We start from the raw sequence: 20343 nt of genomic DNA, 5'->3' as shown, positions 1-20343 counted from the left end.
GAGCGGCCCTTCCGTAATGACCAGCTTCGTCCCACGACGGTCCCCAAAAGGGGCCGTCCGGTTTGATTCGAGAAGGAATGACACATGACTCAGAAATTCGACGTGGTAGTGATTGGCGCGGGCCCTGGCGGCTACGTGGCTGCCATTAAAGCAGCGCAACTGGGCCTCTCCACTGCCTGCATCGAGAAATACACCGACAAGGAAGGCAAACTGGCCCTCGGCGGTACTTGCCTGAACGTCGGCTGCATTCCATCCAAGGCGCTGCTGGACAGCTCCTGGAAATTCCACGAAGCCCAGGACGGTTTCGCGATCCACGGTATCAACCACGCTGGCGTGACCATGGACGTGCCAGCAATGGTCGGCCGTAAAGCCAACATCGTCAAAGGCCTGACCTCCGGCGTTGCGACCCTGTTCAAGGCCAACGGCGTTACTTCGATCCAGGGCCACGGCAAACTGCTGGCCGGCAAGAAAGTCGAAGTCACCAAGCCTGATGGTTCGGTAGAAATCATCGAAGCCGAGAACGTGATTCTGGCTCCGGGTTCGCGTCCGATCGACATTCCACCGGCTCCGGTCGACCAGAATGTGATCGTCGATTCGACTGGCGCTCTGGAGTTCCAATCCGTACCAAAACGCCTGGGCGTGATTGGCGCTGGCGTCATTGGTCTGGAACTGGGTTCGGTCTGGTCCCGTCTGGGCGCGCAAGTGACTGTTCTCGAAGCGCTGGACACCTTCCTGATGGCCGCTGACGCTGCCGTTTCCAAGGAAGCGCTGAAAACCCTGACCAAACAGGGTCTGGACATCAAACTGGGCGCTCGCGTGACCGGTTCGAAAGTGAACGGCGACGAAGTCGTTGTGAACTACACCGATGCCAACGGCGAACAGAACATCACTTTCGACAAGCTGATCGTAGCCGTTGGTCGCCGTCCAGTGACCACTGATCTGCTGGCCGCCGATTGCGGCGTGACCCTCGACGAGCGCGGTTTTGTGCACGTTGACGATCACTGCGCCACCACCGTGCCGGGCGTCTACGCCATCGGTGACGTGGTACGCGGCATGATGCTGGCTCACAAAGCCTCGGAAGAGGGCATCATGGTCGTTGAGCGCATCAAGGGCCACAAAGCCCAGATGAACTATGACTTGATCCCTTCGGTTATTTATACTCACCCGGAAATCGCGTGGGTCGGCAAAACCGAGCAGGCCTTGAAGGCTGAAGGCGTTGAAGTTAACGTTGGCACCTTCCCGTTCGCAGCCAGTGGCCGTGCCATGGCCGCCAACGACACCGGCGGTTTCGTGAAAGTCATTGCCGATGCCAAGACTGACCGCGTATTGGGCGTCCACGTGATTGGCCCGAGCGCTGCAGAACTGGTTCAGCAGGGCGCGATCGGTATGGAATTCGGCACCAGCGCTGAAGACCTGGGCATGATGGTTTTCTCCCATCCGACCCTGTCTGAAGCCTTGCACGAAGCAGCCTTGGCTGTGAATGGCGGCGCCATCCACATCGCCAACCGCAAGAAGCGTTAAGACAATAAGAAACCACGGCGGTACGGCCCGTCGTGAGCCTTGCATGCAAGACTCACCGCGGAATGTCCGCTGGACGCAGTCTTGCGTGGCTGCACCGGGTACCCGGAAAGGCTACGCAAGCAGCAGTCACAGGTGGTGCGGCACTTGAACAAGTGCAGCACCGAATGCGCAGTACCTAACGAAGACGGTAATAAGCATGAATCTTCACGAGTATCAGGGTAAGCAGCTGTTCGCTGAATACGGCCTGCCAGTTTCCACCGGTTATGCAGTAGACACCCCGGAAGCAGCAGCAGAAGCTTGCGACAAAATCGGCGGCACCGAGTGGGTTGTCAAAGCCCAGGTCCACGCTGGTGGTCGCGGTAAAGCGGGCGGCGTAAAGCTGGTTCGCAGCAAAGAAGACGCCAAAGCATTCGCTCAACAGTGGTTGGGCAAGCGTCTGGTGACTTACCAGACTGATGCCAATGGCCAGCCAGTCACCAAGATCCTGGTTGAGTCGTGCACTGATATCGCTAAAGAGCTGTACCTGGGCGCTGTCGTTGACCGTTCGAGCCGTCGCATCGTGTTCATGGCTTCCACCGAAGGTGGCGTGGACATCGAGAAAATCGCTCACGACACCCCTGAGAAAATCCTCAAGGCCACTATCGATCCACTGGTTGGCGCTCAGCCATTCCAGGGTCGCGAACTGGCATTCCAGCTGGGTCTGGAAGGCAAGCAAGTTGCTCAGTTCGCCAAGATCTTCGTAGGTCTGGCCAAGCTGTTCAAGGATCACGACCTCGCTCTGCTGGAAGTGAACCCGCTGGTGATCAAGGCTGACGGCGATCTGCATTGCCTCGACGCCAAGATCAACATCGACGCCAACGCCATGTACCGTCAGCCTAAGCTGAAGACTTTCCACGATCCGTCGCAAGACGATCCGCGCGAAGCGCACGCTGCCAAGTTCGAACTGAACTACGTAGCACTGGAAGGCAACATCGGTTGCATGGTCAACGGTGCTGGCCTGGCCATGGGTACCATGGACATCGTCAACCTGCATGGCGGCAAACCAGCCAACTTCCTCGACGTGGGCGGCGGTGCTACCAAAGAACGCGTTACCGAAGCGTTCAAGATCATCCTGTCCGACACTAACGTCGCTGCAGTATTGGTCAACATCTTCGGCGGCATCGTTCGTTGCGACATGATTGCCGAAGGCATCATCGGCGCTGTGAAAGAAGTCGGCGTGAAAATCCCGGTTGTTGTTCGCCTTGAAGGCAACAACGCTGAGCTGGGCGCTAAAGTACTGGCAGAAAGCGGTTTGAACATCATCGCTGCTACCAGCCTGACCGACGCTGCTCAACAAGTCGTTAAAGCTGCGGAGGGCAAATAATGAGCGTCCTGATCAATAAAGACACCAAAGTTATCTGCCAGGGTATTACCGGTTCGCAAGGTAGTTTCCACACCCAGCAAGCCATCGAATACGGCACCAAGATGGTTGGCGGCGTAACTCCAGGCAAAGGCGGCACCGAGCACCTGGGTCTGCCAGTGTTCAACACCGTGAAAGACGCTGTAGCTGCCACTGGCGCCACCGCCAGCGTGATCTACGTTCCAGCTCCTTTCTGCAAGGACTCCATCCTGGAAGCAGCCTTCGGCGGCATCAAGCTGATCGTTTGCATCACTGAAGGCATTCCTACCCTGGACATGCTGGATGCCAAGGTCAAGTGCGACGAGCTGGGTATCACCCTGATCGGCCCTAACTGCCCAGGCGTGATCACTCCAGGCGAATGCAAGATCGGCATCATGCCTGGTCACATTCACTTGCCAGGCAAGGTCGGTATCGTTTCCCGTTCCGGCACCCTGACCTACGAAGCTGTGAAGCAGACTACTGACGCCGGTTTCGGTCAGTCGACTTGCGTCGGCATCGGCGGTGACCCGATCCCGGGTTCGAACTTCATCGACATCCTGAAACTGTTCCAGGAAGACCCGAAGACCGAAGCGATCGTAATGATCGGCGAGATCGGCGGTTCGGCTGAAGAAGAAGCGGCTGCCTACATCAAGGCACACGTGACCAAGCCAGTTGTTTCCTACATCGCTGGTGTGACTGCTCCTCCGGGCAAGCGCATGGGCCATGCTGGCGCAATCATCTCTGGCGGCAAAGGCACTGCAGACGAGAAATTCGCTGCACTGCAAGACGCAGGCGTTAAAACCGTGCGTTCGCTGGCAGACATCGGCAAGGCCCTGGCCGAGCTGACCGGTTGGGCTGTCAAGTAAGCCTCGCGCTTAACTGACGCTCCACCAGACAAAGGCCACCTTCGGGTGGCCTTTGTCGTTTCCGGGGTTTGTGTCGGCATTGAAGGCCTTATCGCGAGCAGGCTCGCTCCCACATTTGACCGCGTTCTAAATGTGGGAGCGAGCCTGCTCGCGATGGCGGACCGTCCACCATTTACATGCAAAAACGCGACATTGAAATGTCGTGTATCGGATAGTTCGCCCTGTAACAGTGCGTTTGTCATGCAAATTCGTTAGGCTAGCAGCCATTTTTGCGTCCGCGGCCCACAAGGAAGCGACGCGCTAAACGGGTCAGTCCTATACGGGCCGACAGCATTTCCCTCACCCATAAGGGAAATCCCTCTCTAAATTCCGATTCAGTAGTGTGGTATTTCCTTAATGAAAGTGTTGAAAGGCCAGGACGTCCTGGCGCTGGGTTTTATGACGTTTGCCCTGTTCGTCGGGGCTGGCAACATCATCTTCCCGCCTATCGTCGGTTTGCAGTCCGGGCCTAATGTCTGGATGGCGGCGCTGGGTTTTCTGATCACCGCGGTCGGTTTGCCGGTGATCACCGTTGTCGCCCTGGCCAAGGTCGGTGGGGCGATGGATGCCTTGAGCAGCCCGATCGGTAAAGTCGCCGGTGGCCTGCTGGCAGCCGCGTGCTACCTCGCGGTCGGCCCGTTGTTCGCGACGCCGCGCACCGCGACCGTGTCGTTCGAAGTGGGCCTGGCGCCGCTGACCGGCGAGAGCCCGCTGGCACTGTTTCTCTATAGCTCGGTGTACTTTCTGCTGGTGTTCTTCATCTCGCTCTACCCGGGGCGTCTGCTGGACACCGTAGGACGTTTCCTCGCACCGCTGAAGATCATTGCGCTGGCCGCTCTCGGTATCGCGGCGTTCGCGTTGCCGGCCGGTGATATCGGCGTGGCCACCCCTGAATACATGGCGGCACCGTTCTCCCAGGGCTTCATCAATGGTTACCTGACCATGGATACCTTGGGCGCGTTGGTATTCGGCATTGTCATCGTCAATGCGATCCGCTCCCGTGGGGTGGAATCGCCGGCGCTGATCACCCGTTACGCGATCATCGCCGGGCTGATTGCCGGCGTGGGTCTGGCGCTGGTTTACGTCAGCCTGTTCCGCCTCGGTTCGGGCAGTCATGAGGTGGCCGCCGGTGCTACCAACGGCGCGGCGGTTTTGCACGCTTACGTACAGCACACGTTTGGTTCGTTGGGCAGTGGTTTCCTTGCGGTGCTGATCTCCTTGGCGTGTCTGGTGACAGCGGTCGGGCTGACCTGTGCCTGTGCCGAATACTTCAGTCGCGTACTGCCACTGTCCTACAAGACGCTGGTGATCATCCTGGCCGCGTTTTCCCTGCTGGTGTCCAACCTGGGCCTCACCAAGCTGATCGCGTTCTCGATCCCGGTGCTGACCGCGATCTACCCTCCGTGCATCGCCCTGGTCGCCCTGAGCTTCTGCAAGGACTTCTGGCATGAGCAGGGCCGCATCGTCGGTCCGGTGATGCTGGTGTCGTTCATCTTCGGCCTGATCGACGCGCTCAAGGGCGCCGGTCTGGCGGACTGGATGCCGACTCAACTGGCTCACCTGCCGCTGAGCGAGCAGGGCCTGGCGTGGCTGGTGCCGTCGGTCATGACCCTGGTGGTTGCCGTGGTCTGCGATCGCCTGCTGGGCAAGCGCGCCGAAGCCATGGCTTAAGCTGCTTCATGGCCCGCCACAAGCGGGCCTATCAAGCAGAAACTGAAATGCCCCGTATCAATCGATACGGGGCATTTTTTATGGGCGAGATGCAGTGTCTTTTCTTTTGGGCTAACGTCGAAGCATTGCCAAAAAACTAATGTGGGAGCGAGCCTGCTCGCGATGGCGGCTTTACGTTCAACAGAGATGTTGACTGATATACCGCTATCGCGAGCAGGCTCGCTCCCACAAGGTTTCGGGAACTTCGCTCTTACATCACAAGGACCTGCATGTCGTTCATCCACGCCAATCTGATCCACATCCTCGCCGCGCTCTGGTTTGTCGTCTGCTGGGGCGGCTACACCCGTTACGCCTCATGGAAGGGCCGCGACACTGCGTGCCTGGCCAGTGTGCTGCATCTGTACCGCGAAGACTGGATGCGCCGCATGCTGCTGCGCGATAACCGCATCGCCGATGCCAGCGTGATCGGTAATCTGGAACGTAACGCCTCGTTCTTCGCGTCCAGCACGTTGATTATTCTGGCCGGTATTCTCACCGTGCTGGGGGCCTCCGAAAGAGCCGTATCGTTGCTGGCGGATATCCCGATGGTGCAACAGGCCTCCCAAGGCATGTCGGAGATCAAGTTACTGTGCCTGGCGCTGGTGTTTGTCTATGCATTCTTTACATTCAGTTGGTGCATGCGTCAGTACAACTTTGCGGCGATTCTGGTTGGCTCGGCACCGATGATCGGTGAGCGGCATGTTTCCGAACAAGAACGTAAAGCCTTTGCTTCCCGAGCGGCCCGTGTCATTTCCATGGCCGCCAACCAGTTCAACTTCGGTCTGCGTTCCTATTACTTCGGCATGACCATGCTGGCGTGGTTCGTCAGCCCCTGGTTGTTCATGTTGATGAGCGCCGGCGTCGTGCTGGTGTTGTATCGCCGTGAGTTTCACTCCGACGTTCTCGACGTCATGGTCTATACACCTACAGAGGCGCCATTGCCTGAAGTAGTCAAGGAGGCTGCTTGATGAGTATTCCGTTCTGGTGTGTGTTTATCAGTGCATTGTTGATTTACGTGGCACGTATGCCAGTGGCCAAGGCCATGAAAGAGCAGGGCGGTTACAACAACCACCTGCCGCGTCAGCAACAGGCGCAACTGACAGGCCTCGGCGCCCGTGCGGTGGCGGCCCATCAGAACAGTTTCGAGGCGTTCATATTGTTTGCGGTCGGGGTGTTGATGGCGCACACCACGCAGACGGCCGGATGGCTGATTGATGCGCTGGCAATCATCTTCGTGATTACACGCATCATTTACTTGCTGTGCTATTGGGGGGATCTGGCCTGGCAGCGCAGTTTGATGTGGTTGGTCGGATTAGTGTGTTCGTTGTTGCTGATGATGAGTCCGACTTTTAGGACGATGTTGGTCTAACACGGCATGGCAAACATGATCCGCAGATAAAAGAAAACCCGCACTTGGCGGGTTTGCTTTTATCACTAAAAACGCTTTTAGTTTTTAGGTGCTTCTGGAGCGGCTTCTTTTGTCGCTGCTTCGTTCGATTCGGCCTGAGCTTTGGCAGCTTCAGCGTTTTCTTTCGCTGCGTCGTTTACTTTATCCTGAGCTTCGCTCATTTTTTCCTGAGCTTGCTCGGCATGTTGGTTAGCATCTTGAGCTTTGTCCTCGGGTTTTTTACCGCAGGCAGCGAGACCGAGGGAAGCGGTCAACATCAAGGCAATAGCTAAAGTCTTACGCATGGGGTGTTTCTCCTGATGGAAATATCTACTGGCCTTTCGAGCGCGGCAATCAGGGTTAAGTTCCTCAAATCGCACAGATATATAAGTTTGTTTGGCTGCGGAACTTTTCCCCGTTCGCCTGTTATTTAGCCCGGATACTAAGAAGAGTTTTATCAAATGGCCGAAAACCCCGTTTTTGAGCGTGCGATGCGATTTCTGTCGGCATTGCGCCATTGTCAGGTGCTCGGTATGCGCGTTCACAGTGCCAGCAGCGAAGGGCTGACAGTGATTCTGCCGTACAGCCCTCAGATCGTTGGCAACCCGCAAACCGGGGTGATTCATGGCGGTGCGCTGACCTCGCTGATGGACACCGCCTGCGGCATGGCCACCCTTTGCGTGCTGCCTGAGTTCGAGGTCTGTCCGACGCTCGACTTGCGCATTGACTACATGCACGCCGCCGAGCCGCACAAGGACGTATACGGCTTCGCTCAATGCTACCGAGTGACCACTGACGTCATTTTTGCGCGTGGTTTTGCCTATCAGGACGACCCCGAACAACCCATTGCTCATGTAGTGGGCACCTTCATGCGCATGGGCAAGGGTGTTAAAGGCACCAAAGGTTTTGGCGGCGTCATCGCCGGAGGTGCGAAATGAGCGACACGTTCAAGGAGCAACTTCAACAGGCTCACGCGCAGGGGGACTACGCCTCGCTGTTGCACCTGATTCCCTACGCCAGGCTGATCGGCATCGAATGTTCGCGTGTTGGCGATGAGCTGCTGTTTCGTCTGCCGGCCAACAAAGACAACATTGGTAACCCTTTATTGCCGGCGATTCATGGCGGGGTGATTGCCGGGTTCATGGAACTCTCGGCGGCACTGCACCTGCTGATTTTCACCGGCTCGCCGGGGGTGCCGAAGATTATCGACTTTTCCCTCGACTACCTGCGCGCGGGGCAGTTTCGTGATACCTGGGCCAGATGCCAGGTGTGCCGGCAGGGGCGTCGGGTGGCAAACGTGGCAATTACCGCCTGGCAAAGCACTGAAGTCGAGCCCATTGCCACGGCCCGCGCTCATTTCAAAATCGAAGAGCCCTTGAAATCCTGATCTCAGCCCCCAACTCTGATGACAACCCGCCGCCGACTCTCAAGGTCGCGGCTTATGCCATCTGATTGGAGTTTGATGACCATGAGTGTGGAAACTCAAAAGGAAACCCTGGGCTTCCAGACCGAGGTGAAGCAACTGCTGCACCTCATGATCCATTCGCTGTATTCCAACAAGGAAATTTTCCTTCGCGAATTGATCTCGAACGCCTCTGACGCTGTCGACAAATTACGCTTTGAAGCACTGGCCAAGCCTGAATTGCTGGAAGGCGGCGCTGAACTGAAAATCCGTGTGAGCTTCGACAAGGACGCTAAAACCGTCACCCTCGAAGACAACGGCATCGGCATGAGCCGTGACGACGCGGTCACCCATCTGGGCACCATCGCCAAGTCCGGCACTGCCGATTTCATGAAACACCTGTCTGGCGATCAGAAAAAAGACTCGCACCTGATCGGTCAATTCGGTGTTGGTTTTTACTCGGCTTTCATCGTCGCCGATAAAGTTGATGTCTTCAGCCGCCGTGCCGGCCTCGCTGCCAGCGAAGGTGTGCACTGGTCGTCCAAGGGCGAAGGCGAATTCGAAATCGCCACCGTCGAGAAAGCCGACCGTGGTACTCGCATCGTTCTGCACCTGAAGTCTGGTGAAGACGAGTTCGCCGATGGCTGGCGTCTGCGTAACATCATCAAGAAGTACTCCGACCACATCGCCTTGCCGATCGAATTGCCGAAAGAAGTGGCAGCCGTCGAAGGTGAAGAGAAGCCTGCCGTTGAGTGGGAAACCGTCAACCGCGCCAGCGCCCTGTGGACTCGCCCTCGCACTGAAGTCAAGGACGAGGAATACCAGGAGTTCTACAAACACGTCGCTCACGATTTCGAGAACCCGCTGAGCTGGAGCCACAACAAGGTTGAAGGCAAGCTCGAGTACACCTCGCTGCTTTATGTGCCGACCCGTGCTCCGTTCGACCTGTACCAGCGTGAAGCGCCGAAAGGCCTGAAGCTGTACGTGCAGCGTGTGTTCGTCATGGATCAGGCCGAGTCGTTCCTGCCACTGTACCTGCGCTTCATCAAAGGCGTGGTCGACTCAAACGACCTGTCGCTGAACGTGTCGCGGGAAATCCTGCAGAAAGACCCGATCATCGACTCCATGAAGTCGGCGCTGACCAAGCGCGTTCTGGACATGCTGGAAAAACTGGCGAAGAACGAGCCTGAGCAATACCAAGGCTTCTGGAAGAACTTCGGTCAGGTCATGAAAGAAGGCCCTGCAGAAGACTTCGCCAACAAAGAGAAAATTGCCGGCCTGCTGCGCTTTGCGTCCACTCAGGGCAACGACGGCGAGCAGGTTGTAGGCCTGGCCGACTACCTGGCCCGCGCCAAGGAAGGTCAGGACAAGATCTACTACCTGACCGGTGAAACCTACGCGCAAGTCAAAAACAGCCCGCACCTGGAAGTCTTCCGCAAGAAAGGCATCGAAGTGCTGCTGCTGACCGACCGTATCGATGAGTGGCTGATGAGCTACCTCAACGACTTCGACGGCAAGAGCTTTGTCGACGTGGCGCGCGGTGATCTGGACCTCGGCAACCTGGACTCGGAAGAAGACAAGAAAGCCGCGGAAGAAGTCGCCAAGTCCAAAGAAGGTCTGGTTGAACGTCTCAAGACCGCGTTGGGCGACTCCGTTGCGCAAGTGCGGGTTTCCCACCGCCTGACCGATTCCCCGGCGATTCTGGCCATCGGCGAGCAGGACCTTGGCCTGCAAATGCGTCAGATCCTGGAAGCCAGCGGTCAGAAGGTTCCGGATTCGAAGCCGATCTTCGAATTCAACCCGGCTCACCCGTTGATCGAGAAACTCGACAACGAACAGAGCGACGAGCGCTTCGGCGACCTGTCGCACATTCTGTTCGATCAGGCGGCCCTGGCGGCCGGCGACAGCTTGAAAGACCCGGCCGCTTACGTGCGCCGCTTGAACAAGCTGTTGGTTGAACTGTCGGTTTAACCGCGTTGTATAAAAACCCGCTTCGGCGGGTTTTTTCATTCTGGGGTTTTTTACTGGGAGAGAGTCATGAGTCAAATCACTGTTCGTTCCGTCGCCTATCAGATCGATGGCCAGCCGTATGAAAGCCGTCTGGCCTTCGATGCCGACCATAAGGGGCCGCACCCGGGTCTGTTGATGGCGCCGAACTGGATGGGCGTCAGTGCCGGTGCCGAGGAAATCGCCAAGTCGGTGGCCTCCAAGGGCTACGTGGTGTTGATCGCGGACCTCTATGGCCAGGCGATTCGTCCGCAGAATGGCGACGAGGCGGGCGCGGCGATGATGCCGTTGAAGAATGACCGCGCCTTGCTGCGCAAACGCATGCAGGCTGCCTTCGAACAACTGCAAGGGCAGGGCGAGACGACGGTCGATACCTCGAAACTGGCGACGTTCGGTTTCTGCTTTGGTGGTTGCTGCGCCTTGGAATTGGCGCGTGCGGGAGCGCCGGTGAAAGCGACCGTGTCGTTCCACGGCACGCTGGATACGCCGAACGTGAACGATGCAAAAAACATCAAGGGCTCGGTGCTGGTGCTGCATGGCGCTGCCGATCCGCTGGTGCCGAAAGAGCAACTGCCGGCGTTCGAAGCTGAAATGAATGCCGCCGGTGTGGATTGGCAATTGCTGAGCTACGGTGGAGCGGTGCATTCATTCACCGATCCCCATGCCAACGTGCCGGGAAAAATGATGTATGACGCGAAGACGGCTGCCCGTGCGTTCACGTCGATGCATAACTTGCTGGATGAAGTGTTCAAGGGCTGATTGTTGTTTTTTTGCCCCGGCATTCTCGGTGTTAATGCGGGCCACATCGCGAGCAGGCTCGCTCCCACAATGGACCGCACTCGTGCAAAAAAAATCTGTGTGCACTGGACATCTAAATGTGGGAGCGAGCCTGCTCGCGATGGCGGTGTAACTGACGCCGATGAACTCAGGGCAGTTCGATCCGCTCACTTTCCCCCGGCACTGTCGGCCAATCCCCGGCCGCCCAGCGCCGACGTGCTTCATCGATCAATGCCGGATCGCTGGCCACGAAATTCCAGTTGATCCGCCGTGGTCCGTCCAGCGGCGCGCCGCCAAACAACACAGCATGACAGTCGCTCTGGGCGAACAACGTCATCTCTTCCCCGGCAGGCAGCACCACCAGTGAGTGCGGTTCCAGCAGCTCGCCATCAAGCTGCACCTCGCCGCTCAACACATACAGTGCCCGTTCTTCATGTTCGGTGGGAATCAGCAACGTGGTCGCCGTTTGCAGGTTCAATTCGGCATACAGCGTAGGAGAAAGCACCGGAACGGGCGATTCCAGGCAAAAGCCTGACCCGGCAATCATGCGTATCTTCACGCCAAGGCTATCGCTGACCGGCAGCGTGGCAGCTGGATAATGGCTGTAGTGTCCGGGACCGTGTTCACGATCCTTGGGCGAAGCCAGCCAGATCTGCAAGCCGTGCATCGTAAAGCCGCTGTCCTTCAATGCTTCGGGCGTGCGTTCGACGTGAGCGATGGCGCTGCCCGCCGTCATCCAGCTGACATCACCGGCATTCACCACCTGATCGGAACCGAGGCTGTCCTTGTGCTGGATTTGCCCTTCGAACAGGTAGGTGAGGGTGGACAGGCCGATGTGCGGATGCTGACGGATGTTCATGCCTTTGCCCGCCGGGTAACGGGTTTCGAGCATATGGTCGAAAAACACGAAAGGCCCGACGTTGCGGCATTTGGCTGACGGCAGCGGGCGAAGAATCGGCTGGCCTTCGACATCTTCGGCGCGGGGACGGATCACGAGTGGCGTGTTCATGGTGCATTCCAGGCTGAGCGGGTGACGCAGGGAGCATAACCCGCTTGCGCAGCCCTTGCCGCTATTGGCTGAAGGCACCTTCGGACAGATGGGTTTCGATGCTGACTTCGGAAGTGGTAATCAGCTTGTGTACCGGGCAGCGATCGGCCACGCGGTGCAGCTCGTCGCGCTGGGCGTCAGTGAGCACGCCCTTGAGCGTGAGTTCAACGTGCAGGGCGTATTTGCCTTTCTGCTCTTCACTGTTGTCGCGCGTGACCTCAACCTCGACGCCGGTCAACGGGATGCCCTTTTTCCTGGCATACATTTTCAGCGTCAGGGCCTTGCAGGCACCGAGGGCTGCATCGAAATAGTCATGGGGCTCAGGCGCCGTGCCTTCGCCGCCAGAGGTTTTCGACACATCGGCAAACAATTCGTGGTCATCGATCTGGACGCGGTGAAGAAAACCTTCGGCGGAGACTGTATTGACGGTAACGGTCATGGGAAACCTCGCAGGCATTAGGAAAAAGTCATTCGATCAAAAAAGAGCCTGAAGTTATAGAGCATTCCTTCACGTTCGCGTTCCACTTTCTTGCCGGGCGATTCGGCCTTGCCTCGATGCCGCTAAGTCAAGACGCAGAACCGCTCGCTCCTGCAGGATTGCCCTGATCGCCCCCGCCCAACGAAATGGCCAGACGAAAAAAAGCCCCGCGTTTGCGGGGCTTTCATGTCGTTGTGGCTTAGCTGCCTTTGACCGTCTTGCCGTTGACCGTGCCGTCGAGGAGCATGATGTTGTACTCCTTGCCGTCGGTTTCGACCTGTTGCAGGCGGACCAGCAGGTAATCCCAGTCCTTGGCGAACCACAGCACGGTGATGCGCTTGCTTTGTGTCGGGTCGCGCACGCGCTCGACCTTGATCGCATCGATCTGGCCAGCCTTGGTGTCGACTTTCTCCGAACCCAGTACGCGGAAATCATAGGTATCGACTTCGCCGGCGTCGACGACCTGATAGCTCATGCTTTTCTTGCCAGCGGCCACGTCATGTTGCAGCGCCAGTTGATAAGTGGACTTGTCGACCATGCCGCGGTTGAGCGGAAGCTTGACGGGGTCGCCGCGATCGGTGCCGGTGACCATCTTGTTGGTCCAGTCGAAATCCAGATCAGCCTTCTTGGCTTTGCCCAGGCCACCGCGCTCGAAGTGATAGGACTGCGGCAGTAGCGTGTCCTTGTCCAGGGTCAGGGTGCTTTCTTCTGTCAGGCTGGCGATCATCATCGACGCCTTGAAGCTGAGCTTCCAGGCGCCGTTGGCTTCCTTGGTCAGGCTGCGCTCGGCGGTGCCGCTCATGGGCAGCTGTTTCCAGTCGGCGGTGTAGCTGGCGGAGAAGGGTTGAAGGTCTGCGGCCTGCGCAAACGGCAGGGCGAACAGAGCGCAAGCGAAGAGCAGGGCGCGACGCATAAAATCTCCTAGGTTCGAATCAAGTGGCCGCTGGCCGCGAGTAACTGTCCGTCCAGTAAAGCACCTTGTTCGCCGAGTGATAAACGACCTTCGGCAAACCAGCGCACGGCCATCGGGTAGATCAGGTGTTCCTGGGTGTGAACTCGCTGCGCCAGACTCTGCGGCGAATCGTGCAACTCTACCGGTATTACTGCCTGTACGACCAGTGGTCCGCCATCGAGTTCCTCGGTGACGAAGTGCACGGAGCAGCCGTGTTCAGCGTCGCCGGCCTCCAGCGCGCGCTGATGGGTGTGTAACCCTTTGTATTTGGGCAGCAGCGAGGGATGGATATTGAGCAGGCGACCCTGATAGTGGCGCACGAAATCAGCGCTGAGAATGCGCATGAAACCGGCCAATACCACGAGTTTGGGGTTGAAGGCGTCGATCAGTTCGATCAGCGCGGCATCGAAGGCCTCGCGGCCTTCGAAAGCCTTGTGATCCAGGGTGCGGGTATCGATACCCGCATCCCTGGCGCGTTGCAGGCCGTAGGCGTCGGCGCGGTTGGAAATCACCGCAGCGATGCGGGCCGGGCTGTCGCCGGTCCGCGTGCTGTCGATCAATGCCTGCAAGTTACTGCCGGTGCCGGACAGCAGCACCACCACATCACAGGTCTGGGACATCAATGAGCCTTGAGGTTCTTCAGTTCAACCTGAGCCGCGCCTTCGGCAGCGGTGGCGATCTGACCGATGACCCAAGGCTGCTCGCCAGCTTCACGCAGTACGTTCAGCGCGGTTTCGACGTGCTCTTGAGCGACGCAGATGACCATGCCGACGCCGCAGTTCAGCACGCGGTGCATTTCGTTTTCATCGACGTTGCCTTTTTCTTGCAGCCAGTCGAACACCGCCGGGCGGGTCCAGCTTGCAACGTCAACCACCGCTTGTGCGCCTTTTGGCAGAACACGCGGGATGTTGTCCAGCAGGCCACCACCGGTGATGTGGGCCATGGCTTTGACGGCGCCGGTTTCCTTGATCAGCTTGAGCAGCGGCTTCACGTAGATGCGGGTCGGGGCCATCAGCAGGTCGGTCAGCGGTTTGCCGTCGAGCTGGATGTTTTCGATGTCTGCACCGGACACTTCGATGATCTTGCGGATCAGCGAGTAGCCGTTGGAGTGCGGGCCGGAAGACGGCAGCGCCAGCAGGGCATCGCCGGCAGCGACTTTGGAACCGTCGATGATTTCGGACTTTTCCACGACGCCGACGCAGAAGCCGGCCAGATCGTAGTCTTCGCCTTCGTACATGCCAGGCATTTCAGCGGTTTCGCCGCCGACCAGGGAGCAGCCGGACAACTCGCAGCCAGCGCCGATGCCGGTCACGACCTGGGTCGCGGTTTCGACGTTCAGTTTGCCGGTGGCGTAGTAGTCGAGGAAGAACAGCGGCTCGGCGCCGCAGACCACCAGGTCGTTCACGCACATGGCGACCAGGTCGATGCCGATGCTGTCGTGCTTGTTCAGGTTCAGCGCCAAGCGCAGCTTGGTGCCGACGCCGTCAGTGCCCGAGACCAATACCGGTTGCTTGTAACCGGCCGGGATTTCGCAGAGGGCGCCGAAACCGCCCAGGCCGCCCATGACTTCCGGGCGCGCAGTGCGCTTGGCGACGCTCTTGATGCGTTCGACCAATGCTTCACCGGCGTCGATGTCTACACCGGCGTCCTTGTAGCTCAGGGAGGGTTGCTTGCTCATGATCCAGGCCTTTAGGGGGGATTCAGGGGTAACGACCGAGTCCAGTGGGACCACTGAAGCTGGCGAAGGGCGATTGCCATACGCGAATTTCAGGGTGCCCGGCTGTTGCCGGTCTGCGAAGGCGCGCGATTTTATCAGGCTTGAGGGGCAGCGGCCATCCTCGTGCCGACGGGCAGAGGCATATCGCGTTAAAAAAACCGATATTGCTCGTATTGGTGGCATCCCGCATGGCTGTATAAGGTATCGACGTTAACCGTCTATCGTTATGACAGTGCGAAAACTTAATGTGATCGTGTGAATGTTTTGCTTGAGTGTGTGGTCACAGCCTAGCTCAATCGTCTTCATGTTCATGCGGTTTGTTCCAGCCGCTCTTGTCGTCAGGAATCTTTCATGCGCTTTCTTAAATTCTTGTTCGTGGGCTGTCTATCCGTGGTCAGCCTGACCAGCCATGCCGAAACGGTCAAAGGCCTCTATCAAGTGCGCGAGCCGGTCAGCAGCCAGACACCGGAGGAGCGCGACCAGGCGACTCAGCGGGCGCTGGATACGCTGGTGTTGCGCCTGACCGGCGACCCCAAGGCGGCGCAAAGCCCTGCTCTGGCGGCCGTGCGCAAAGACCCTCAGCAAATCATCAGTCAGTTCGGTTATGACGCCGGGCCGCCGGAGGCGCTGAAAATCGATTTCGATCCGGCCACCACCGAGCAGGCCTTGCGTCGTGCCGGGTTGTCCGTGTGGGGCGCCAATCGGCCGTCGATCCTCGGTTGGTGGTTGAACGACTCCACCGAAGGTTCGAGCCTGGTCGGCGATGGTCAAGCCAGCGCTGCGCCATTGCGTCGAGCGGCTCAGCATCGTGGCCTGCCGCTGCGTTTGCCGCTGGCGGACCTGAATGAGCAGATCGTCGCCACCGCACCAAATCTGGAAAGTGCCGACCCGGCGCCGCTGCGGGGCGCCTCTGACCGATACAATGCCGACGCCTTGCTGGCGGTGCATGCCCGTGAAGAGGGTGGCCAATGGCAAGCCAAGTGGCGTTTGTGGCTGGGCGATCAGAAAGAAGCCGGCAGCGTGCAGGGCGCCGATACCGCCGCCGTGGCCGATGCAGTGATGCTGGCGGTCAGCGAGCGTTTGGCGCCACGTTTTGTCGCCAGGCCGGGGGCATCGAGCGAGCAGTTGCTGGAAGTGCAGGGCATGAACCTGGAGCACTATGCAACGCTCGGGCGTTTGCTGGAGCCTTTTGGCGCGCGTCTGCAAAGTGTCGATGGTGACCGCATTCTCTATCGGGTCAATGGCAGCGCCGATCAGTTGCGAGCGCAGTTGTCCCTGGCGAAATTGCAGGAAATTCCGGCTGGTCAAGCGCCTGCACCGGTGGCTGTTCAGCCTGCGGCACCTGGCTCTGCACCTGTCGCTGCACCCGCACCGACGCCGATGTTGCGTTTCCGCTGGTAGTTTTTTCCTTATATAGAAGCAGGAGTGGTACATGGCCGATACTCGGCGTTGGTTCTGGCTCGGTGGGGTGGTCCTGCTTTGCGCGTTTGTTTACCTGTTGCACCCGATCCTGACGCCGTTCCTGGTGGCGCTGCTGCTGGCCTATCTGTTTGACCCGCTGGTGGATCGACTGGAGAAGTACGGTCTGTCGCGGACGTGGGGCGTGGTGGCGGTGTTCGCCTTGTTCACGTTGATCGTCACCGCGTTGCTGTTGGTGTTGGTGCCGATGCTCGCCAAGCAGCTGTTTCGTTTGTATGAGCTGGCACCGCAAATGCTCGACTGGTTGCAGCACACCGCCTTGCCGTGGGCGCAATCGAAGATGGGGTTGGCGGAAGGCTTCTGGAAGTTCGACAGGCTCAAGGCTGCTATCAGCGAGCACATGGGCCAGACCACCGACATCGTCGGCGTGGTGCTGAGTCATGCGACGGCTTCAGGCCTTGCGCTGATTGGCTGGCTGGCCAATCTGGTACTGATTCCGGTGGTGAGTTTTTATCTGCTGCGCGACTGGGACCTGATGATGGCCAAGATCCGCAGCCTGCTGCCACGTGATCGTGAAGAGCGCCTCGTGTCCCTGGCCGGGGAATGCCATGAAGTGCTTGGGGCATTCGTGCGCGGGCAGTTGCTGGTGATGCTGGCGCTGGGCGTGATCTACGCCGCAGGCTTGATGATCGTCGGGCTGGAGTTGGGGCTGTTGATCGGTCTGATTGCCGGCCTGGCGGCGATCGTGCCGTATATGGGGTTCGTCATCGGGATTGGTGCGGCCTTGATTGCCGGCCTGTTCCAGTTCGGTGGCGATCTGTATCCCATGATCGGTATCGTCGCGGTGTTCATGGTCGGTCAGGCGCTGGAAGGCATGGTCCTGACACCGTTGCTGGTGGGCGACCGGATCGGCCTGCACCCGGTGGCGGTGATCTTCGCGATCCTGGCCGGCGGTGAGCTGTTCGGTTTTACCGGTGTGCTGCTGGCATTGCCGGTGGCGGCGGTGATTATGGTCCTGGTGCGCCACGTACAGGATTTGTATAAGGACTCGGATATGTACGGCGGTATCGACGAGTCTTAGCGGTAAGGTTTTTTGATCGCTCGTAGCGGGCAGCCTGGTTTCATGCCAGGTTTGCCTGTCTCCCTTGCGCGGCTGTCACATGCACCGCCAAAGAAACTGTCATAAAACCAGGGTGTTAACGCAAACCTTTGATTTTGCTTGTGGTCTGTCGCATTGTGCGGTCAGCTTCACGGGTATAAACTTCGCAAACTTTACACAGAGGCCACTAACGGTTCCTTTCGAACTGTTCAGTCAGCATGAAACCGATTCAGCTGCCCCTAGGTGTGCGTCTGCGTGACGACGCTACCTTTATCAATTACTACCCAGGCGCCAATGCCGCTGCACTCGGCTATGTCGAGCGGCTCTGCGAAGCCGACGCCGGCTGGACGGAAAGCCTGATTTACCTCTGGGGCAAGGACGGGGTAGGGCGCACGCATTTGCTGCAGGCGGCGTGCCTGCGGTTCGAACAGCTGGGGGAGCCGGCGGTGTACCTGCCATTGGCCGAGTTGCTGGACCGCGGCATCGAAATCCTCGACAACCTCGAACAATACGAACTGGTTTGCCTGGATGATTTGCAGGCGGTTGCCGGCAAGGCGGATTGGGAAGAGGCGCTGTTCCATCTGTTCAATCGTCTGCGTGACAGCGGTCGACGTCTGTTGATTGCCGCCTCGACATCCCCGCGCGAACTGCCGGTGAAGCTGGCCGACCTCAAGTCGCGGCTGACGCTGGCACTCATCTTCCAGATGCGCCCGCTCTCTGACGAAGATAAATTGCGTGCCTTGCAATTGCGCGCATCCCGTCGTGGCCTGCACCTGACCGATGAAGTCGGGCATTTTATTTTGACCCGCGGTACCCGCAGCATGAGTGCATTGTTCGAGCTGCTTGAACGCCTCGATCAGGCCTCCCTTCAAGCTCAGCGCAAGCTGACAATTCCGTTCCTGAAAGAAACCCTTGGTTGGTAAAAAAAACTGGTACAGCTCAGGTTTTTCGCGGGTTCCGGCATATTCAAGGCGTCAACGAATCCGCTTTCCCGCACGGTGGCAGGCTGCGCAAAAGTTCAAAATGGGCTTAAGCGCTTAGATGTAAACGAGAAACCGATAAGTCACATAAAGATCGATTGAATTTGCAAATGAGGTTGATAGCGGGCATAGTCTCGGCTTCTTTACAACTATCAGCCACGGTCGTGCCCATGCTAAATCGCTTTGCACCCCTCGTGCCTCTCGCACTCGTCACCCTGTTGTTCGGTTGCGCTGCTCACTCTCCAGTGTCCCAGCAAGAGCAACAACAGCAGGTCAGGAATTCAGTTACCGCGCAATCTTCCGTTCTTTTCCAGGAAGATGTGGCCACCGATAAAGAAATGGCAGACTTCGCCGGCGGCAAGTCGTACCAGCTTCCGGTTCTGGCCGACAGCATCCTCGAACGTGGCATGTCCCTGATCGGTACCCGTTACCGTTTCGGCGGCACCTCCGAGGCTGGCTTCGACTGCAGCGGCTTCATCGGTTATCTGTTCCGTGAAGAAGCTGGCATGGACTTGCCGCGCTCCACTCGCGAAATGATCAACGTGGATGCTCCGCTGGTCGCTCGCAATAATCTTAAGCCGGGTGACCTGCTGTTCTTCGCCACCAATGGCCGTCGCGGTCGCGTCAGTCACGCCGGGATCTACGTGGGTGATAACCAGTTCATCCATTCCAGCAGCCGCAAAAGCGGTGGTGTCCGGGTCGATAACCTGGGCGACAGCTACTGGAGCAAGACCTTCATCGAAGCCAAGCGTGCACTCGCAATGGCACCCGCTGCGGCCCCGACTATCGTTACGGCACGCAAGTAAGCGGACAGTTTGTAAGGCGAACTTAAAGTCTTACTTGAAGTTTGCCGCGTAGCCGCTAGAATCCTGATCTATTATTGATGGCAAACCGCCTGCGTTCTGCGCAGGCGGTTTTCTTTTCTGCCTTCCCGGTGGAAAAAGCCGCAGCCAGATCAGGATGTTCTGTTTATGACGATGTCGGCCCGCCTCGCACTCATGTTCTTCGCAGCGCTGCTCAGCGCCTGCGCCAGCCGCACGCCGCCACCTGCACCGGTGGTTCGCGCACCCGTTGTTTTCGGTCCCTCCCAAGCCTTTTCCCCGGAGGCGGAAGACGTACTGTTCCGTGCGCTGGGTCTGGTGGGCACGCCTTATCGGTGGGGCGGTAATACGCCGGATTCCGGGTTTGATTGCAGTGGTTTGATCGGTTACGTCTATCGTGATGTCGCGGGCATTTCCTTGCCGCGCTCCACGCGCGAGATGATCGGCATGCAGGCCCCCGATGTCGGCAAGGAAGGCCTGCAAACCGGCGACCTGATTTTCTTCGCCACCAATGGCGGCTCCCAGGTCAGCCACGCCGGGATCTACGTCGGCGAAGGCCGCTTCGTCCACGCGCCCGCCACGGGCGGCACGGTCAAGCTGGACAGCTTGTCCAAGGCTTACTGGCAGAAAGCCTATCTGAGCGCCAAGCGCGTCTTGCAACCCGAGCACTTGGCACATAATCCCTAGGGGCGCTCTCAATCAGTTACCCCGCCGCTTTAAGGCACAACCCGGTGCGGCGGGG

At 58.5% G+C, this 20343-nt stretch carries 21 protein-coding genes; 15 read left to right on the top strand and 6 right to left on the bottom strand.

Annotation, left to right across the window (positions count from 1 at the left end):
- The first annotated feature begins 84 nt into the window (after positions 1-84).
- The 6 genes from lpdA to KGB14_RS15700 all read left to right on the top strand — a co-directional run bounded on the left by lpdA (position 85) and on the right by KGB14_RS15700 (position 6883).
- Positions 85-1521 (top strand): dihydrolipoyl dehydrogenase, encoded by a 1437-nt coding sequence (lpdA, locus tag KGB14_RS15725; RefSeq protein ID WP_223487702.1) that lies wholly within the window; start codon positions 85-87, stop codon positions 1519-1521.
- A gap of 196 nt (positions 1522-1717) precedes the next feature.
- The gene (sucC, locus tag KGB14_RS15720) at positions 1718-2884 is read left to right on the top strand and encodes an ADP-forming succinate--CoA ligase subunit beta (RefSeq protein WP_007898980.1); all 1167 of its coding nucleotides are present in this window, start codon (positions 1718-1720) and stop codon (positions 2882-2884) included.
- The gene (gene sucD / locus KGB14_RS15715; RefSeq protein ID WP_008032672.1) at positions 2884-3765 is read left to right on the top strand and encodes a succinate--CoA ligase subunit alpha; all 882 of its coding nucleotides are present in this window, start codon (positions 2884-2886) and stop codon (positions 3763-3765) included. Before sucC ends, sucD begins: the two co-directional genes overlap by 1 nt.
- 396 nt (positions 3766-4161) lie before the next feature.
- Positions 4162-5475 (top strand): branched-chain amino acid transport system II carrier protein, encoded by a 1314-nt coding sequence (brnQ, locus tag KGB14_RS15710; protein ID WP_223487701.1) that lies wholly within the window; start codon positions 4162-4164, stop codon positions 5473-5475.
- A gap of 269 nt (positions 5476-5744) precedes the next feature.
- Positions 5745-6482, top strand: a complete 738-nt coding sequence (locus KGB14_RS15705; RefSeq protein ID WP_223487700.1) for a DUF599 domain-containing protein — start codon at positions 5745-5747, stop codon at positions 6480-6482.
- Positions 6482-6883 (top strand): MAPEG family protein, encoded by a 402-nt coding sequence (locus tag KGB14_RS15700; RefSeq protein WP_223487699.1) that lies wholly within the window; start codon positions 6482-6484, stop codon positions 6881-6883. The genes KGB14_RS15705 and KGB14_RS15700 overlap by 1 nt, the downstream gene beginning before the upstream one ends.
- 77 nt (positions 6884-6960) lie before the next feature.
- Here the strand turns inward: KGB14_RS15700 and KGB14_RS15695 are convergent, their stop codons facing one another.
- The gene (locus KGB14_RS15695) at positions 6961-7206 is read right to left on the bottom strand and encodes a hypothetical protein (RefSeq protein ID WP_223487698.1); all 246 of its coding nucleotides are present in this window, start codon (positions 7204-7206) and stop codon (positions 6961-6963) included.
- Positions 7207-7362: 156 nt separating this feature from the next.
- Here KGB14_RS15695 and KGB14_RS15690 point away from each other — a divergent pair, with 156 nt between their 5' ends.
- From KGB14_RS15690 to KGB14_RS15675, 4 genes are all read left to right on the top strand, one after another.
- Positions 7363-7839, top strand: coding sequence for a PaaI family thioesterase (locus KGB14_RS15690; RefSeq protein ID WP_223487697.1), 477 nt, complete (start codon positions 7363-7365; stop codon positions 7837-7839).
- On the top strand, positions 7836-8288 hold the full coding sequence (locus KGB14_RS15685; protein WP_223487696.1) for a PaaI family thioesterase: 453 nt from the start codon (positions 7836-7838) through the stop codon (positions 8286-8288). Before KGB14_RS15690 ends, KGB14_RS15685 begins: the two co-directional genes overlap by 4 nt.
- A gap of 81 nt (positions 8289-8369) precedes the next feature.
- A complete protein-coding gene (gene htpG / locus KGB14_RS15680) occupies positions 8370-10274 on the top strand; it encodes a molecular chaperone HtpG (RefSeq protein ID WP_223487695.1) in 1905 nt (634 codons plus the stop codon).
- Positions 10275-10340: 66 nt separating this feature from the next.
- Positions 10341-11069, top strand: coding sequence for a dienelactone hydrolase family protein (locus tag KGB14_RS15675; RefSeq protein WP_223487694.1), 729 nt, complete (start codon positions 10341-10343; stop codon positions 11067-11069).
- Between the two features lie 166 nt (positions 11070-11235).
- On the opposite strand, the gene KGB14_RS15670 is transcribed toward KGB14_RS15675, so the two are convergent.
- From KGB14_RS15670 to purM, 5 genes are all read right to left on the bottom strand, one after another.
- Positions 11236-12096 carry a pirin family protein gene (locus KGB14_RS15670; RefSeq protein ID WP_223487693.1) on the bottom strand — a complete coding sequence of 287 codons (861 nt, stop codon included), beginning with the start codon at positions 12094-12096 and terminating at the stop codon, positions 11236-11238.
- A 61-nt stretch (positions 12097-12157) separates the two neighbouring features.
- Positions 12158-12574, bottom strand: a complete 417-nt coding sequence (locus KGB14_RS15665; RefSeq protein ID WP_223487692.1) for an OsmC family protein — start codon at positions 12572-12574, stop codon at positions 12158-12160.
- Positions 12575-12812: 238 nt separating this feature from the next.
- Positions 12813-13526: a DUF3108 domain-containing protein gene (locus KGB14_RS15660; protein WP_223487691.1), complete on the bottom strand. Its 714-nt coding sequence runs from the start codon at positions 13524-13526 to the stop codon at positions 12813-12815.
- Between the two features lie 8 nt (positions 13527-13534).
- Positions 13535-14185 carry a phosphoribosylglycinamide formyltransferase gene (gene purN / locus KGB14_RS15655; protein ID WP_223487690.1) on the bottom strand — a complete coding sequence of 217 codons (651 nt, stop codon included), beginning with the start codon at positions 14183-14185 and terminating at the stop codon, positions 13535-13537.
- Complete coding sequence (purM, locus tag KGB14_RS15650; RefSeq protein ID WP_008013877.1) at positions 14185-15243, bottom strand: phosphoribosylformylglycinamidine cyclo-ligase; 1059 nt, start codon at positions 15241-15243, stop codon at positions 14185-14187. Before purM ends, purN begins: the two co-directional genes overlap by 1 nt.
- A 390-nt stretch (positions 15244-15633) precedes the next feature.
- Between purM and KGB14_RS15645 the strand changes: the two genes are divergently transcribed.
- The 5 genes from KGB14_RS15645 to KGB14_RS15625 all read left to right on the top strand — a co-directional run bounded on the left by KGB14_RS15645 (position 15634) and on the right by KGB14_RS15625 (position 20288).
- Entirely contained in the window at positions 15634-16683 is a 1050-nt protein-coding gene (locus KGB14_RS15645; RefSeq protein WP_223487689.1) for a DUF2066 domain-containing protein, read from the top strand.
- A 31-nt stretch (positions 16684-16714) separates the two neighbouring features.
- Complete coding sequence (locus KGB14_RS15640; RefSeq protein WP_223487688.1) at positions 16715-17782, top strand: AI-2E family transporter; 1068 nt, start codon at positions 16715-16717, stop codon at positions 17780-17782.
- A 236-nt stretch (positions 17783-18018) separates the two neighbouring features.
- A complete protein-coding gene (gene hda / locus KGB14_RS15635) occupies positions 18019-18723 on the top strand; it encodes a DnaA regulatory inactivator Hda (protein WP_007898944.1) in 705 nt (234 codons plus the stop codon).
- Positions 18724-18950: 227 nt separating this feature from the next.
- Positions 18951-19586: a C40 family peptidase gene (locus KGB14_RS15630; protein ID WP_223487687.1), complete on the top strand. Its 636-nt coding sequence runs from the start codon at positions 18951-18953 to the stop codon at positions 19584-19586.
- A gap of 165 nt (positions 19587-19751) precedes the next feature.
- Positions 19752-20288 (top strand): C40 family peptidase, encoded by a 537-nt coding sequence (locus KGB14_RS15625; RefSeq protein ID WP_223487686.1) that lies wholly within the window; start codon positions 19752-19754, stop codon positions 20286-20288.
- The last annotated feature ends 55 nt before the right edge of the window (positions 20289-20343 follow it).

It is taken from the genome of Pseudomonas sp. A-RE-19 (assembly GCF_019956555.1).
Classification (GTDB): Bacteria; Pseudomonadota; Gammaproteobacteria; order Pseudomonadales; family Pseudomonadaceae; genus Aquipseudomonas.
The sequence above is the reverse complement of the archived record's forward strand: the minus strand, read 5'-3'. Positions and strand labels throughout refer to the sequence as shown.